Annotated in this window: 14 protein-coding genes; 5 read left to right on the top strand and 9 right to left on the bottom strand. The window is 70.1% G+C overall.

Annotated features, from left to right (window positions below):
* Position 1: 1 nt before the first annotated feature.
* On the bottom strand, positions 2–394 hold the full coding sequence (apaG, locus tag C6569_RS15265) for a Co2+/Mg2+ efflux protein ApaG (protein WP_106749646.1): 393 nt from the start codon (positions 392–394) through the stop codon (positions 2–4).
* 61 nt (positions 395–455) lie between these two features.
* Positions 456–803 carry a DUF952 domain-containing protein gene (locus C6569_RS15270; protein WP_106749647.1) on the bottom strand — a complete coding sequence of 116 codons (348 nt, stop codon included), beginning with the start codon at positions 801–803 and terminating at the stop codon, positions 456–458.
* A gap of 138 nt (positions 804–941) precedes the next feature.
* On the opposite strand from C6569_RS15270, the gene C6569_RS15275 reads away from it, so the two are divergent.
* Positions 942–1,568: a S24 family peptidase gene (locus tag C6569_RS15275; protein ID WP_106749648.1), complete on the top strand. Its 627-nt coding sequence runs from the start codon at positions 942–944 to the stop codon at positions 1,566–1,568.
* A 53-nt stretch (positions 1,569–1,621) separates the two neighbouring features.
* On the opposite strand, the gene C6569_RS15280 is transcribed toward C6569_RS15275, so the two are convergent.
* Positions 1,622–2,413 carry a HugZ family pyridoxamine 5'-phosphate oxidase gene (locus tag C6569_RS15280; RefSeq protein WP_245898120.1) on the bottom strand — a complete coding sequence of 264 codons (792 nt, stop codon included), beginning with the start codon at positions 2,411–2,413 and terminating at the stop codon, positions 1,622–1,624.
* A gap of 145 nt (positions 2,414–2,558) precedes the next feature.
* Here C6569_RS15280 and hisD point away from each other — a divergent pair, with 145 nt between their 5' ends.
* The 3 genes from hisD (at position 2,559) to C6569_RS15295 (ending at position 4,864) form a co-directional block, all read left to right on the top strand.
* The gene (hisD, locus tag C6569_RS15285) at positions 2,559–3,863 is read left to right on the top strand and encodes a histidinol dehydrogenase (RefSeq protein ID WP_106749649.1); all 1,305 of its coding nucleotides are present in this window, start codon (positions 2,559–2,561) and stop codon (positions 3,861–3,863) included.
* Positions 3,864–3,930: 67 nt separating this feature from the next.
* Positions 3,931–4,398, top strand: a complete 468-nt coding sequence (locus tag C6569_RS15290; RefSeq protein ID WP_245898348.1) for a UPF0262 family protein — start codon at positions 3,931–3,933, stop codon at positions 4,396–4,398.
* Between the two features lie 52 nt (positions 4,399–4,450).
* Positions 4,451–4,864 (top strand): arsenate-mycothiol transferase ArsC, encoded by a 414-nt coding sequence (locus tag C6569_RS15295; RefSeq protein ID WP_245898349.1) that lies wholly within the window; start codon positions 4,451–4,453, stop codon positions 4,862–4,864.
* 232 nt (positions 4,865–5,096) lie between these two features.
* On the opposite strand, the gene C6569_RS15300 is transcribed toward C6569_RS15295, so the two are convergent.
* From C6569_RS15300 to C6569_RS15325, 6 genes are all read right to left on the bottom strand, one after another.
* Entirely contained in the window at positions 5,097–6,164 is a 1,068-nt protein-coding gene (locus tag C6569_RS15300) for an NAD(P)H-dependent flavin oxidoreductase (protein WP_106749651.1), read from the bottom strand.
* Positions 6,165–6,428: 264 nt separating this feature from the next.
* Positions 6,429–7,484, bottom strand: coding sequence for a GTPase ObgE (obgE, locus tag C6569_RS15305; protein WP_106749652.1), 1,056 nt, complete (start codon positions 7,482–7,484; stop codon positions 6,429–6,431).
* Positions 7,485–7,700: 216 nt separating this feature from the next.
* Positions 7,701–8,864 (bottom strand): acetylornithine deacetylase, encoded by a 1,164-nt coding sequence (gene argE / locus C6569_RS15310; RefSeq protein WP_106749653.1) that lies wholly within the window; start codon positions 8,862–8,864, stop codon positions 7,701–7,703.
* A gap of 3 nt (positions 8,865–8,867) precedes the next feature.
* The gene (locus tag C6569_RS15315; protein WP_106749654.1) at positions 8,868–10,550 is read right to left on the bottom strand and encodes a thiamine pyrophosphate-binding protein; all 1,683 of its coding nucleotides are present in this window, start codon (positions 10,548–10,550) and stop codon (positions 8,868–8,870) included.
* Between the two features lie 333 nt (positions 10,551–10,883).
* Positions 10,884–11,501 carry a glutathione S-transferase family protein gene (locus C6569_RS15320; protein WP_106749655.1) on the bottom strand — a complete coding sequence of 206 codons (618 nt, stop codon included), beginning with the start codon at positions 11,499–11,501 and terminating at the stop codon, positions 10,884–10,886.
* Positions 11,502–11,508: 7 nt separating this feature from the next.
* Positions 11,509–12,660 carry an acyl-CoA dehydrogenase family protein gene (locus tag C6569_RS15325; protein WP_106749656.1) on the bottom strand — a complete coding sequence of 384 codons (1,152 nt, stop codon included), beginning with the start codon at positions 12,658–12,660 and terminating at the stop codon, positions 11,509–11,511.
* 398 nt (positions 12,661–13,058) lie between these two features.
* On the opposite strand from C6569_RS15325, the gene C6569_RS15330 reads away from it, so the two are divergent.
* Entirely contained in the window at positions 13,059–14,351 is a 1,293-nt protein-coding gene (locus tag C6569_RS15330; RefSeq protein ID WP_106749657.1) for a glycerate kinase type-2 family protein, read from the top strand.
* Positions 14,352–14,401: the final 50 nt, after the last annotated feature.

Below are 14,401 nucleotides of genomic sequence, written 5' to 3' on the forward strand. Positions count from 1 at the left end.
GTCAGTTGACGGTGCGGTTGGCGAAGGGACTGTCGAGCGAAAAGGCGGGGATCTCGGCCTGGAAGCTCTCATTGCGCTCGGAGATCATCAGGTAGTGGCCGACCATGATGCCGGTCGGCGTCGTCAGCGGACAGCCGGACGTGTATTCGAAGGCGGCTCCCGGCTCGATGACCGGCTGTTCGCCGACCACGCCCGGGCCGCGCACCTCCTGGATCCGGCCGTGCTCGTCGGTGATCTGCCAGTAGCGTGCCCTGAGCTGGACGCGCTCACCCGACAGGTTGAGAACCTCGACGTGATAGGTCCAGAAAAACTGGCCCTCGTCCGGATCCGAGCGCTCCGGCATGAATTCCGGGGTGACCGTGACCTGGATGCCCCGCGTCAGCGCGCGATACATCGCTTCTCTCCCTCGGCGTGACCGACAGGCTCGCCAAGGCGGCAGGCGCTGTCAACCGCGCTCAGTCCGCCAGCGGGGGAAAGAGGTGGACGCCGTCCGCGCCGAGCGGCAGCGGCTTCGCCCAGAGCACGGCGCTCATCGGCAGATCGGCATAGAGGTGCGGGAAGAGGGCGCCGCCGCGCGAGGGTTCCCAGACCAGATCCGCGCCCAGCGCCGCCGCATCCACCGCGACTAGGACGAGATCGGCGGCGCCGGCGAAATGTTTCGCCGCCGTCTCCCGCACCTGGGCGGCAGTGGAGAAGTGGATGTAGCCGTCGGCGAGGTCGACGGGGGCACCGGTGAAGCGGCCGGCGCTCTCGGCCTGCTGCCACGCGGTGCGGGGGGAGATCTTGTAGATAATGGAGGTCATCGACCGGCCTCTGCGGAGCAAATCGGCAGCCTAGCGGAGATTGACAGGAAGAACAAAGGCCAATAATCCTAGAATCGGACGACGTTCCTCCAGCTTTCATGCGCGGGCCCGGTGCCGCCGGGCCCGCGGGAGTTTGCCATGTTCTCCCATGCCGATATCTGGGCCGCCATCGACCGCCTCGCCGAGACGAACGGCCTTTCCGCCTCGGGCCTCGCCAAGCGCGCCGGGCTCGACGCGACCACGTTCAACAAGTCGAAGCGCGTGATGCTGGATGGTCGCGAGCGCTGGCCCTCCACCGAATCCGTCGCCAAGGCGCTCAACGCCACCGGCACCAGCTTCGGCGAATTCGTCTCGCTCGTCGGAGGGTCGAGGATGAGCACAAGGCCGCTGCCCATACTCGGCTTCGCCCAGGCCGGCGCGGGCGGCTATTTCGACGCCGGCGGCTTTCCCGCAGGCAACGGCTGGGACGAGGTCTCCTTCCCCGACATGCCGGAGGAGGCGATCTACGCGCTGGAGATCCAGGGCGATTCCATGCTGCCGGTCTATCGCGACGGCGACCGCATCGTCGTCTCGCCGACGGCGCCGATCCGCCGGGGCGACCGGGTGGTGGTGCAGACCGCCGAAGGCGAGATCATGGCCAAGGAGCTGAAGCGCCAGACGAACAAGACGATCGAGCTGACCTCCCTCAACCAGGACCACGGCGACCGGAGCTTTCCGGTCTCCGACATCGCCTGGATGGCCCGGATCATGTGGGTGAGCCAGTAGGGCGCCGATACGGCTCGCTCAAAGGCCTGCTTTCGGGGCGCCTCCCGCAACCCTCACGCCGCCTTCGACCGCGCCTCGCGCACCATCTGCACCAGCACCTTGTGCAGATCCTCACCCGTCGTCACCCGCCGCGGGAACAGCACCCGCGCCGTCCGGTCGCCGGCGACGAGGTCGAAGCCCTCGGGGTCGGCGCCGGACATCTTCCACGGCCCCGGCTCCTCCCCGGCGAGCACGGTGGCATAGACGGACACCGCATCGGCGTGGTCGGCGTTCATGTGGGCGATGGCGCCCGGCTCGGCGGCGATCAGCCCTGCCGCATCGCTCACGTCGACGAGCAGGTCCCTGCCTGCGATGTCGGCCGCCCGGGCGAAGCCGCCGTTGAGATGGCCCGCGGCGACGTCCATTCGCCACACGCTGAAGTCGGGGAAATCGACATAGATCTGCGCCTTGGGATTGCGGGCGAGGAAGCGCGCCTTCAGCCGCTTCACCTCGGCCTCGTCCTCGATCCGCTCGAAGGCGCCGAGCACCGTCAGGCGCGGATGGGCCAGCGGGTCGCCCTTGCCATGGCGGGCGAGGAGAACCGAGGCGCGTCCGTCCGCCTTCAGGTTGGCGGTGTGACTCGACAGGTTGGAGATGAGGATCACCGGCGATCCGTCGGTGTCGGTCGCAACCGTCGTCAGGGTTGTCACCGGATGGCCGGTATTGCGGTCGATGGTGCCGAGCGCGGCGGCGCGGATGGTCCTCAACAGGTCCCTCGCCCATTCCAGCGGCTTGAAATCCGCCGGCTGCGGCGCGTTCTCGGGAATGTTGCCCGGCATGGCGCCCGGCTGTGCATTGGTATCCATGGCTGTCTCCTGGCGCCGCACCATGACGACGGGGCGGCGGGCGATCAAGAGCCCCTCGGCGGCGACCTGCAGCCCGGCGGCGGACGCGGGGCTTGACGCGGCGCGGAGCCTCGCCCATGCCTCGCTCGACCGGAAAGGCCCATCAATGCCCCTGCGCCTCTCGACCAGCGCCGTCGACTTCGAATCCCGCTTCGCCGGCCTCCTCGCCATGAAGCGGGAGGTGTCGGAGGAGGTGAACGACGTCGTCCGCGCCATCGGCCAGGACGTCGCCCAGCGCGGCGATGCCGCGCTCATCGAGTACACGGCGAAATTCGACAAGCTGATCCTCACCCCCGCGACTCTGCGTGTCACCGAGGGGCAGATCGATGCGGCTGTCGCCGCCTGCGACCGGGCGACCCTCGACGCCCTCGGGCTCGCCTCCGACCGCATCCGCGCCTATCACGCCCGCCAGAAACCTCGGGACGATCGCTTCACCGACGCCCTCGGCGTCGAGCTCGGCTATCGCTGGACCGCCATCGAGGCCGTCGGCCTCTACGTGCCGGGCGGCACCGCGGCCTACCCCTCCTCGGTGCTGATGAACGCCGTTCCCGCCAAGGTCGCCGGCTGTCCGCGGGTGGTCATGGTGGTGCCGGCCCCCGGCGGCACCTTGAACCCGCTGGTCCTCGCCGCCGCCCGTCTCGCCGGCGTCGACGAGGTCTATCGGGTCGGCGGCGCCCAGGCCGTCTTCGCCCTCGCCCACGGCACCGAGACCATCCGCCCCGTCGCCAAGATCATGGGCCCCGGCAACGCCTATGTCGCCGCTGCCAAGCGCCAGGTCTTCGGGAGGGTGGGCATCGACATGATCGCCGGTCCCTCCGAGGTGCTGGTCATCGCCGACGGTACCGCCAATCCCGACTGGATCGCCGCCGACCTCCTCGCCCAGGCCGAGCACGACACCGCGGCGCAGTCGCTGCTCATCACCGACGACCAGGGCCTCGCCGAAGCGGTCGAGGCGGCGGTGGAGCGCCAGCTCGCCACCCTGCCCCGCGCCGAGATCGCCGGTGCGAGTTGGCGCGACTACGGCGCCATCATCGAGGTCGGAACCATCGACGAGGCCGTGCCGCTCGCCGATCGCCTCGCCGCCGAGCACCTCGAGATCATCACCGCCGATGCCGAGGGCCTCGCCGCGCGGATCCGCAATGCCGGCGCCATCTTCCTCGGCGGCCACACGCCCGAGGCCATTGGCGACTATGTCGGCGGCTCCAACCACGTGCTGCCGACCGCCCGCTCAGCCCGCTTCTCTTCGGGCCTCGGCGTGCTCGATTTCATGAAGCGCACCTCGCTTCTCAAATGCGGCCCCGAGCAGCTCCGCGCCCTCGGTCCCGCCGCCATCGCCCTCGGCGAGGCGGAAGGGCTCGCCGCCCATGCCCGTTCCGTCTCCATCCGCCTCAATCTCGGCGACTCCGCCTGACTGTCTTCGCGAGGATGAGCACACCATGACCGATCGGGAGGCCAAGGACCGCAGCGACCCGGCGATCATGGGCCGGCGCCTGGTGGCGGTCTCCATCGACGAGGCCTCGATCGGCCGCTCCTCCGCCGACATCGAGCACGAGCGGGCCGTCGCCATCTACGACCTCATCGAGGAGAACAGCTTCTGCCCGGTCGGCGTGGAGACCGGCCCCTTCACCCTCCACATCTCGCTCGCCGATGGTAAGCTGGTCCTCGACGTCAAGCACGAGGACGGCCGGCAGGTGGTGACGCACATCCTGTCGCTGACGCCGTTCCGGCGGATCGTGAAGGACTATTTCATGATCTGCGACAGCTATTACGACGCCATCCGCACCGCCACCCCGGCGCAGATCGAGACCATCGACATGGCCCGCCGCGGCCTCCACAACGAGGGCTCGGAAACCCTGCGGGAGCGGCTGAAGGACAAGCTCGATTTCGACTTCGACACCGCGCGGCGCCTGTTCACGCTGATCTCGGTCCTGCACTGGAAGGGTTGAGGTGGTCTCGGATCGGCGCAAGAACCCTCAGGCCGTGCTCTTCGCCTGCGGCATGAACCAGGTGCGCTCGCCCATGGCCGCCGCGATCATGCAGCACTACCACGGCAGCCGCGTCTTCATCGAGAGCGCCGGGGTCCACAAGGGCGAGCACGACCCCTTCGTCGACGCCGTCATGGAGGAGATCGGCATCGACACCCGCAAGACCAAGCCGAAGACGCTGGAAGAGCTGGAGGAGTGGGAGGGGTTGAATTTCGACCTCGTCGTCACCCTCGCCCCCGACGCCCACCACACGGCCCTCGACCTCACCCGCACCAACGACATGGACGTCGAGTACTGGCCGACCCCCGACCCCACTTTGGCGCAGGGCTCGCGCGAGCAGCGCCTCGACGCCTACCGCCAGGTGCGCGACATGCTGCTGCAGCGCATCCGCCAGCGGTTCACGCGATCGGCGATGGGCAACGAGTAGGCGGGTCATTCGGCGGCAATGGCGACAGCCCCTCACCCCTGCCCTCTCCCCGCGAGCGGGGAGAGGGGGCGCGGGCGTCACGCGCCCTGCCTCTGCCACGCCCCCAGCGCGACCGGTTGAGGACCATCCGCATCGTCAAAGCCCCCTCTCCCCGCCGGCGGGGAGAGGGTAAGGGTGAGGGGCAAAATCGACGTTCAGGGCCGGCATCTTCGCCAGCAACCCGCGCGGCCGGTCAGGACCGCATCCGCTCCCGCGCCTCGCTCCACAGCGTCCGCGTCAGGTCGCCTGCTCCCATCTCGCGGCCGAGGGAAACCGCCTGTCCCGCCCAGAGCGAGGAGAAGTCGGCGCTGCCGGCGGCCTCCGCCTTCGCCTTCAGCGGCATCAGCGCTCCCCCGGCCGTCGGGAAGGCCGGCGCATCGGCGGACATCGGCCCCGCCTCCCGCATCAGCCGGTTGACGAGCCCCCGGGCGGGGCGGCCGGTGAAGAGATTGGTCAGCGCCGTGCCGTCGTCCTTGGCCTGGCGCAGCGCCTCCCGGTGCATGGGCGTGATGGTCGCCTCCGGCGTGAAGAGGTAGGCCGTGCCGATCTGCACGGCCGAGGCCCCCAGCGCGAAGGCGGCGACGATGCCACGCGCATCGGCGATGCCGCCGGCGGCGATCACCGGCACCTCCACCGCGTCGACCACCTGCGGCAGCAGCGCGAAGAGGCCGGGCTGATTGGCGAGATCCTCGGTGAGGAAGATGCCGCGATGGCCGCCCGCCTCGGCTCCCTGGGCGACGATGGCGTCGGCGCCGTGATCCTCCAGCCATCGCGCCTCGTCCGCCGTGGTGGCGGAGGAGACGACCTTCGCTCCCGTCGCCTTGACCCGGTCGAGCAGGCCTGCGGCGGGAAGGCCGAAATGGAAGCTGACGACCTCCGGCCTGAACTCCTCGACCACGGCGCAGAAGGCATCGTCGAAGGGCGCGCGGTTGGAGGCGGGGATCGGCGCGGCGGGGTCGATGCCGAGCTCGGCATAGTAGGGGGCGAGCCGCGCCCGCCAGCGCTGCTCTCGGGCCGTGTCCGGGGCGGGCGGGCTATGGCAGAAGAAGTTGAGGTTGATCGGCTTCGTCGTGCGCTGGCGGATCAGGGCGAGTTCCTTGCGCATGGCCTCCACCCCGAGGAGCGCGCCCGGCAGGGCGCCGAGGCCGCCCGCCTCCGACACCGCGACCGCCATCGCCGACCCCTGGGCCCCCGCCATCGGCGCCTGCAGGATGGGCAGGTCGATGCCGAAGAGGGTCTGGATCCGGCGGTCGTGGGCCATGGCGCGCCTCCATGCGGTGGGGCGCAGACTTTAGTCGCTGACCATGGCGGGAAAAGGGGGGTCCTTCGGGGGACGAGGCGCACGTCTCGAACTTGCCCGAAGCATAGGTCGGCAGCGTTACGCTGTCAAGGACTTTGATCCTATTTTTCACGGTAGCGTCCGCGGGCTCCGGACTGCATCTGGCAACGCGTCCTTCGAGCCTCGCTGTCGGACGCGCCTCGGGAGGACGCACTCCCATGGTCCAACCCCGGCGAAGCCCTCGCCTCACGGCCGCCAGCCGGTCTCCATCGGCACGTCGTCCTCGGGCGCCGGCGGCTTCGGCTCGGCGGCACGGGCCTCGTCGATGATGGCGAGCAGGGAGACGAGCGCCTGTTCGACGCCTTCGCCCGAGGTCGCCGACAACGCCAGCGGCGTCTTCTTCGCCGCCCGCTTCAGCCGCGCCATCTGCTCCTTGCGCGTCTCCGGGTCGAGCGCGTCGACCTTGGCCAGCGCCACGATCTCCGGCTTCTCGGCGAGGCCGTGGCCATAGGCCTCGATCTCCTTGCGCACCATCTTGTAGGCCTTGCCGGCATGCTCGCACGTGCCGTCGACGAGATGCAGGAGAACCCGGCAGCGCTCGACGTGGCCGAGGAAGCGGTCGCCGAGTCCGACGCCGTCATGGGCGCCCTCGATGAGGCCGGGAATGTCGGCGAGCACGAATTCGCGGCCGCGCGCGCGCACGACCCCGAGGCCGGGATGCAGCGTGGTGAAGGGATAGTCGGCGATCTTCGGCTTGGCCGAGGTGGTGGCGGCGAGGAAGGTCGATTTGCCGGCGTTCGGCATGCCGACGAGGCCCGCATCGGCAATCAGCTTCAACCGGAGGATGATGGTCGCTTCCTTGGCCGGCTGGCCCGGATTGGCATAGCGCGGCGACTGGTTGGTGGCGCTCTTGAAATGGGCGTTGCCGAAGCCGCCGTTGCCGCCCTCCAGCAGCACGAAGCGCTGGCCGACCGTGGTGATGTCGGCGATCAGCGTCTCGCCGTCCTCCTCGAAGATCTGCGTGCCCGCCGGCACCTTCAGCACCACGTCGGCGCCGCGCGCGCCCGCGCGGTTGCGGCCCATGCCGTGCATGCCGGTCTTGGCCTTGAAATGCTGCTGGTAGCGGTAGTCGATCAGCGTGTTGAGGCCCTCGACGCATTCGACCACCACGTCGCCGCCGCGGCCGCCGTCGCCGCCGTCCGGTCCGCCGTACTCGATGAACTTGGCGCGATGGAACGACACGGAACCGGCACCGCCGGCACCCGCCTTCACATAGACCTTGGCCTGATCGAGGAACTTCATGTCTTCCGCTCGCCGCCGGAAGGGCGGGACGGGTCTCTACCCCATCGGGGCCTGAAGGTCCAAGAAAAACGGGCCGAAAGGCCCCGAAAAGCGCCGGGCGGCCGCATCGCTGCGACCGCCCGGTTTCTCAGGTTCCACCGTTCCCCCGAATGGATGGAGCCCGATACGATGTGGGCTCATCATGTCTTCGGCGGTTTTTCGGCGCCTTGATCCGGATCAATTACCCCCGCCGGCATGGGCGATCAGCCGCTCCATGAAGGCGTCGGCCTTGGCGAGCTCGGCCGCCTCCACATACTCGTCCGGCTTGTGGGCCTGCTCGATGGAGCCCGGCCCGACGATGGCGCTGGGAATGCCGATCTCTTGGAAAAGCCCCGCCTCCGTGCCGTAGGCGACCTTGGCGTGGTCGTTGCGGCCCGCCAGGCGCTTGGCGAGCACGGTGACGGGCGCGTCCGCCGCCGTGTCGAGGCCCGGCACCAGCGCCAGCTCCTGGAAGGTAAAGCCGGCTTCCGGCGCGATCGCCTTCATCGGCGGCTCCAGCACCTCGTAGGCATAGGCCTCGATCTCCGCGACGATGGCGTGCGGGTCGTCGCCGGCGACGCAGCGCAGGTCGAAGTCGACGACGCATTCGCCGGCGACGATGTTGCGCACCGTGCCGCCGCGGATGACGCCGACCGAGGTCGTGGAGACCGGCACGGAATAGAGCGGATCGAGATCGGTGCGGGCGGCGAGCCTCTGGCCGATCTCGTTGATCTTGACGATGAGCTTGGCCGCCTCCTCGATGGCGTTGACGCCGTGGGGCCTGAGGGAGGAATGCGCCTCGAGCCCGCGCACCGTGACGCGCATCGGCCGCCCGGTCTTGTGGGCGATGACCACCTGCATGTTGGTCGGCTCGCCGACGAAACAGGCCTCGGGCTTCAGCGGGCGGTCCTTCAGCACGGCGAGCAGGGTGCGCACGCCGCGGCAGCCCACCTCCTCGTCATAGGAGATGGCGAGGTGGATGGGCTTCTTCAGCGGCGCCGCCGCCATGGCCGGCACGGCGGCCAGCGCCGAGGCGACGAAGCCCTTCATGTCGCAGGTGCCGCGGCCGAAATAGCGCCCGTCCTTCTCCACGAGGGTGAAGGGATCGGTCGACCAGTCCTGCCCGTCCACCGGCACCACGTCGACATGGCCGGAGAGCACGTAGCCCGGCACGTCCTTCGGGCCGATCGTGACCCAGAGGTTCGCCTTCTGCCCCGTCTCGTCATAGACCCGTTCGCCGGTGATCCCGAAGCCCGAGAGATACTCCTCCACCCAGTCGAGGAGCGGCAGGTTGGAATTGCGGCTCGTCGTGTCGAAGGCGACGAGCTTGCCGAGGATGTCGACGGTGGAGAGGCGCGCCATGGCTCAGGCCTTGCCCGCCAGCGCCTTGGCGCGGATGGCGTCGATGGTCGTCGTGGGGGTGATTGCCTGCTGGTCGAGGAAGCAGTGGATGATGGCGGGCTTGCCCGAGGCCAGGGCCCGCTCGAAGGCGGGAGCGAACTCCGCCGTCTCGCGCACCGTCTCGCCGTGGCCGCCATAGGCGCGGGCGAGCGCGGCGAAATCCGGGTTCTTCAGCGTCGTCGCCGAGATCCGGGTCGGATAGTCGCGCTCCTGATGCATGCGGATCGTGCCGTACATGCCGTTGTCGACCACCACGACGATGATGGGCAGGTCGTACTGGCAGGCCGTGGCGAACTCCTGCCCGTTCATCATGAAGCAGCCGTCGCCGGCGAAGGCGACGACGGTCTTCTCCGGGAACATGCGCTTGGCGCCGACCGCCGCCGGCGTGCCGTAGCCCATGGAGCCCGAGGTCGGGGCGAGCTGCGACCCGAACTTCCGGAAGCGCAGGAAGCGATGAACCCAGGTGGCGTAGTTGCCGGCGCCGTTGCAGACGATGGCATCGTCCGGCAGGCGGTCGCGCAGCCAGGCCATGACCTCACCGTACTGGAAAGCGCCGGGGAGCCGCGCCGGATTGCCGGTCCAGGCGAGATAGCTCTCGTGGGCGGCTTTCGCCGCGCCGGCCCAGGCGATGGACTGCGGCGGCTGGACGCCCTCCAGCGAGGCGGCGAAGGCCGTCGGGCTCGCCTGGATCGGCAGATGCGCCTGATAGACGCGGCCGATCTCCTCCGCGCCCGGATGGACGTGGACGAAGGTCATCTGCGGCTGGGGAATGTCGAGGAGCGTGTAGCTCTGCGAGGCGATCTCCGAGAGACGGCCGCCGATCGCGATGAGGAGGTCGCTCTCCTTGATCAGCTTCAGCATGTCCGGATTGCCGCCGAGGCCGAGATCGCCGGCATAGTTCGGATGGGTGTGGTCGAACAGCATCTGCCGGCGGAACTGGCAGATGACGGGCAGGTCGAAGCGCTCGGCGAAGCGCGTCACCGAAGACACCGCCTTCTCCGACCAGCGCGAGCCGCCGAGCAGAAGCACCGGCTTCTTCGCCGCCCACAAGAGCTTCTGGAACTTCGCCATGTCCGTGAGGCCCGGCCAGGTCTCGGCGGCCTCGACATAGGGCGCATCCGGAACCGCGGCGCTCTCGGTCAGCATGTCCTCGGGCAGCACCAGCACCACCGGGCCCGGGCGGCCCTGCATGGCGGTGGCATAGGCGCGGGCGATCATCTCGGGGATGCGGGCGCAGTCGTCGATCTCGGCGACCCACTTGCACATGCCGCCGAAGAACTGGGTGTAGTCCATCTCCTGGAAGGCGTCGCGGCCGCGCATGCCGCGCTCGATCTGGCCGACGAAGAGGATCATCGGCGTCGAATCCTGCTGGGCGATGTGCAGGCCCGGCGAGGCGTTGGTGGCGCCGGGGCCGCGGGTCACCATGCAGATGCCCGGGCGGCCCGTGAGCTTGCCATAGGCCTCCGCCATCATGGCGGCGCCGCCCTCCTGCCGGCAGATGGTGACGGCGGACTTCGCGTCGTGCAGCGCGTCGAGCACCGCGAGATAGCTCTCGCCCGGCACGCAGAAGACGTGGTCGCAGCCCTGGGCGACGAGCTGGTCCACCAGAATCTGGCCGCCGGTGCGGGTGACGGTTTCAGCGCGCATGGATGAGGTCCTCGGATCGCTTCCGGCCGCGTTCGCCCGCAGCCTGGTTCGGCGCGGACCTTAGCGGCAGCGACGCGGGGCGGGAAGCGCCGGAAATGCGGGAGGGGGTGGCGGGGATGATGGGTTCACCCGCGGCAGCCACCTCGAGCGCCCCCCACCCCTGACCCCTCCCCTCCGCAAGCGGGGGGAGGGGATTGCGGGACGTCTGATGGCGACGACCAGGCGTCGCGGACGGAAGATGGCACGGTTCCCCTCCCCCCGCTTGCGGAGGGGAGGGGTCAGGGGTGGGGGGCGAGCACCATCATCGCGCGGTCAACAAAGGACGAGCGGGCCTCAATCCCCCCTGAGCGCAAACGCCTTCTTCGCCGCGGGCCGCGCCATGGCCGCCTCGTACCAGCCCCTGATCGCCGGCTTGTCGGCGAGGAGCCCCGAGAAGCGCAGGTAGAAGACGCAGCACGCGACGTTCAGGTCGGCGATGGTGAAACGGTTGCCGACGAGATGGCCGCCGTGGCTGGCGAGATGGCCCTCCAGCACGGCGAGCGGCGCCTTCAGCGTCTCGGTGCTCTTCGCCACCACCGCCGGGTCGCGCTCGGCCTCGGGCTTCACCGTCTCGTGCTGCAGGAGGGCGAGGGCCGCCGCCTCCACCTCGGTGACCGCCCACATGGACCACATGGTCATGAGCCCCTCCTCGTCCACCGATTCCGGGGCGAGCGGGCCGCCGGCCTTGCGGGCGAGGTGCAGGTTGATGGCGAGCGATTCCCACAGAATGACGCCGTCGACGTCCGCCGCCGGCACCCGGCCGTTGGGGTTGATGGCGAGGAAGTCGGGCTTGCGGGACCCCATGGGACCGTAGACCACGGGCACGTGCGTATAGGCGAGGCCCAGCTCCTCGCAGGCCCAGAGGTTGCGGATCGCGCGCGACTTGGCGATGCCGTAGATGGTGATGCTCATGCGGGCCTCATTGGCGGAAGGAGTCCCGCGCGATGATAAGCCGCTGCACCTCGCTCGTCCCCTCGTAGATGCGCGTGATCCGCGCATCCCTCACATGCCGTTCCACGGGATAGTCGGCGCAATAGCCGGCGCCGCCGTGCAGCTGCAGCGCCGTGTCGGTGGCGCGCCCCGCCGCTTCCGAGGCGAAGAGCTTGGCCATGGAGGCCTCGCGGCCGAAGGGCTCGCCGCGGTCCTTCTTCGCCGCCGCCGAGAGGATCAGGAGCCGCGCCGCCTCGAGCTCGGTCTCGCGGTCGGCCACCATCCACTGGATGCCCTGGAAGTCGGCGATGGCCTGGCCGAACTGCCGACGCTCCTTCACATAGGTTTTCGCCGCGTCCATGGCGGCGCGGGCGATGCCCAGCGACAGCGCCGCGACGCCGATGCGCCCGCCGGCGAGCTCCCCCACCGCGATGCGGAAGCCGTCGTCGAGCCGGCCCATCAGCGCCGAGGCGGGCACGCGGCAGCCATCGAAATGCACCGTGTTGGTGGCCGAGCCATGCTGGCCAAGCTTCCTTTCCGCCTTGCCGATGGAAAGGCCCGGCGTGCCTGCTTCCACGAGGAAGCAGGAAATGCCCTTGCCCTTCGGCGCCTCCGGATTGGTCACCGCCCAGACGACGAAGAGCCCGGCATATTCGGCGGAGGTGATGTAGATCTTCTCGCCGTCGAGGACGAAATCGGCGCCGTCGCGGCGGGCGCGGGTCTTCATGCCGGCGGGGTCGGAGCCGGCGCCGGATTCGGTCAGGCAGAAGCCGGCGGCGGGATAGGTGCCGTCGGCGATGTTCGGGATATAGGCGCGCTTCTGCGCCTCCGTGCCCACCGCCTGGATGACCTCGGCCACCATGTTGGTGACGGAGGCGGTGACGCCGGTCGCGGCGCAGGCATAGCCGAGCTCCTCGATGGCGAGCGCAAAGGCTGCCGTGCCGGCTTCCGTGCCGCCGAATTCGCCCTTCACGTTCACCGCCATGAAGCCGGCTTCCGCGAAGGCCTTGAGGTTCTCGAGGAACTGCGCCCGGCCCTCGCCGCGGTCGAGGACGGGGGCGAGCGGCGCGGCGATCTCCGCCGCCATCTTCCGCGCGGTGTCGCGGATGAGAAGCTCTTCCTCGGTGAGTTCGAACAGCATGGGCTTCCTCCGGTGGTCGTCCGGTCTTAGGGGAGGCGGCGGGGAGCGGCAATCCGGCGGAACGGGGGTGGGAGGGGGCGGCGCATGATGACGAGAGGCCCCGCACCGCGAGCAAGGCAAGCCGTGAGCCCTGTGGATCCCCTCCCCCCGCTTGCGGCGGGGAGGGTGGCCCGAGCGGCAGCGGAGGGCCGGGTGGGGGGCCGTCTGCGAGAAACCTGCTACGCCCCCCACCCCTGACCCCTCCCCGCCGCAAGCGGGGGGAGGGGAACCGCAAGGTCGCGGCGGTCATAGTCCCCCTCTCCGCGCAGCGGGGAGGGTAAGGGGTGAGCCTTCCTCAGAGCAGATAGGCGCGGGCGGCCACGGATGACGAAATTCGCTCCGACCGCTAATCATTCCCCATGACCTTCCGCTCCGACCCCCGCGCCTTCCTCCTCTCGCTCGGCCGCGCCGCCATCGCCGCGGCCCTGCCCGACCGCATGGCCGACCACCTGCCGGACCCGCCCGCCGGCCGCACCGTCGTCGTCGGCGCCGGCAAGGCGGCGGCGAGCATGGCGGCCGCCTTCGAGAAGCTCTGGCCGGCGCCGCTCGAGGGCACGGTCGTCACCCGCTACGGCCATGCCGTGCCCTGTTCGCGCATCACGGTGCTGGAGGCCTCCCACCCGGTGCCGGACGCGGCGGGTCTCGCCGCCACCCGCGCCATCCTCGCCCGGCTCGACGGCCTCACCGCCGACGACCTCGTCGTCGCGCTCATCTCCGGCGGCGGGTCGGCCCTCCTCGCCCTGCCCGGCGGCGACCTGACGCTCGACGACCTCAAGGCGGTGAATGCCGCGCTCCTCGCCTCCGGGGCCGACATCACCGCCATGAACTGCGTGCGGAAACACGTCTCGGCCATTGCCGGCGGCCGGCTGGCGGCGGCAGCCCATCCGGCGCGCCTGGTCACCATCGCCATATCAGACGTGCCGGGCGACGACCCCGCCGTCATCGCCTCCGGCCCCACCGTGCCCGACCCGACGACGCGCGAGGAGGCCCTCGCCATTGTCGCCCGCTACCGCATGGAGCTGCCGGAGGCGGTGATGGCGCACGTCGCGACCCCCGCCTGCGAGAGCGTCAAGCCGGACCATGCCGCCTTCGTCAGGGGCGCCGACGTGCGCCTCATCGCGAGGCCCGTGGAGAGCCTGCGCGCCGCCGCCCGCATCGCCGAGGCGGCGGGCCTGCCCACCCTCATCCTCGGCGACACCATCGAGGGAGAGGCACGCGACGTGGCGCAGGTCCACGCCGCCCTCGCCCGCTCGGTGCTCGACCACGGCCTGCCCTTCGCCCCGCCGCTGCTCATCCTGTCGGGGGGCGAGACCACGGTGACCCTGCCGAAGGACCGCGCCATCGGACGCGGCGGCCGCAACTCCGAATTCGCCCTCGCCTTCGCCGCCGCCGTCCAGCCGCTGCCGCCGGCGATGCGGAATCGCATCCACGCCGTCGCCCTCGACACCGACGGCATCGACGGCATCGAGGCCAATGCCGGCGCCCTGGTGACGCCGGACATCCTCGCCGCCGCGGAGGCGCAGGGCCTCTCGCCCCGCGCTTTTCTCGACCGCCACGACGGATTCGGCTTTTTCGCCGCCGTCGACGGCCTGGTCGTCACAGGACCGTCACACACCAACGTCAACGATTTCCGGGCGGTTCTTGTACAATGATACTGTCGGGCGCCGCGCCGCGCGGGGGCGGCAGGCCCGAAGCCGCAGGG

This window comes from Phreatobacter cathodiphilus (genome assembly GCF_003008515.1).
GTDB classification, from domain to species: Bacteria; Pseudomonadota; Alphaproteobacteria; order Rhizobiales; family Phreatobacteraceae; genus Phreatobacter; species Phreatobacter cathodiphilus.

What these genes read in the sequence shown, in the direction of transcription:
- apaG (WP_106749646.1), bottom strand. Translation starts at nt 394, where the DNA reads ATGTATCGCGCGCTGACGCGGGGCATCCAGGTCACGGTCACCCCGGAA.
- C6569_RS15270 (WP_106749647.1), bottom strand. Translation starts at nt 803, where the DNA reads ATGACCTCCATTATCTACAAGATCTCCCCCCGCACCGCGTGGCAGCAG.
- C6569_RS15275 (WP_106749648.1), top strand. Translation starts at nt 942, where the DNA reads ATGTTCTCCCATGCCGATATCTGGGCCGCCATCGACCGCCTCGCCGAG.
- C6569_RS15280 (WP_245898120.1), bottom strand. Translation starts at nt 2,413, where the DNA reads ATGGATACCAATGCACAGCCGGGCGCCATGCCGGGCAACATTCCCGAG.
- hisD (WP_106749649.1), top strand. Translation starts at nt 2,559, where the DNA reads ATGCCCCTGCGCCTCTCGACCAGCGCCGTCGACTTCGAATCCCGCTTC.
- C6569_RS15290 (WP_245898348.1), top strand. Translation starts at nt 3,931, where the DNA reads ATGGGCCGGCGCCTGGTGGCGGTCTCCATCGACGAGGCCTCGATCGGC.
- C6569_RS15295 (WP_245898349.1), top strand. Translation starts at nt 4,451, where the DNA reads ATGAACCAGGTGCGCTCGCCCATGGCCGCCGCGATCATGCAGCACTAC.
- C6569_RS15300 (WP_106749651.1), bottom strand. Translation starts at nt 6,164, where the DNA reads ATGGCCCACGACCGCCGGATCCAGACCCTCTTCGGCATCGACCTGCCC.
- obgE (WP_106749652.1), bottom strand. Translation starts at nt 7,484, where the DNA reads ATGAAGTTCCTCGATCAGGCCAAGGTCTATGTGAAGGCGGGTGCCGGC.
- argE (WP_106749653.1), bottom strand. Translation starts at nt 8,864, where the DNA reads ATGGCGCGCCTCTCCACCGTCGACATCCTCGGCAAGCTCGTCGCCTTC.
- C6569_RS15315 (WP_106749654.1), bottom strand. Translation starts at nt 10,550, where the DNA reads ATGCGCGCTGAAACCGTCACCCGCACCGGCGGCCAGATTCTGGTGGAC.
- C6569_RS15320 (WP_106749655.1), bottom strand. Translation starts at nt 11,501, where the DNA reads ATGAGCATCACCATCTACGGCATCGCCAAGTCGCGCGCGATCCGCAAC.
- C6569_RS15325 (WP_106749656.1), bottom strand. Translation starts at nt 12,660, where the DNA reads ATGCTGTTCGAACTCACCGAGGAAGAGCTTCTCATCCGCGACACCGCG.
- C6569_RS15330 (WP_106749657.1), top strand. Translation starts at nt 13,059, where the DNA reads ATGACCTTCCGCTCCGACCCCCGCGCCTTCCTCCTCTCGCTCGGCCGC.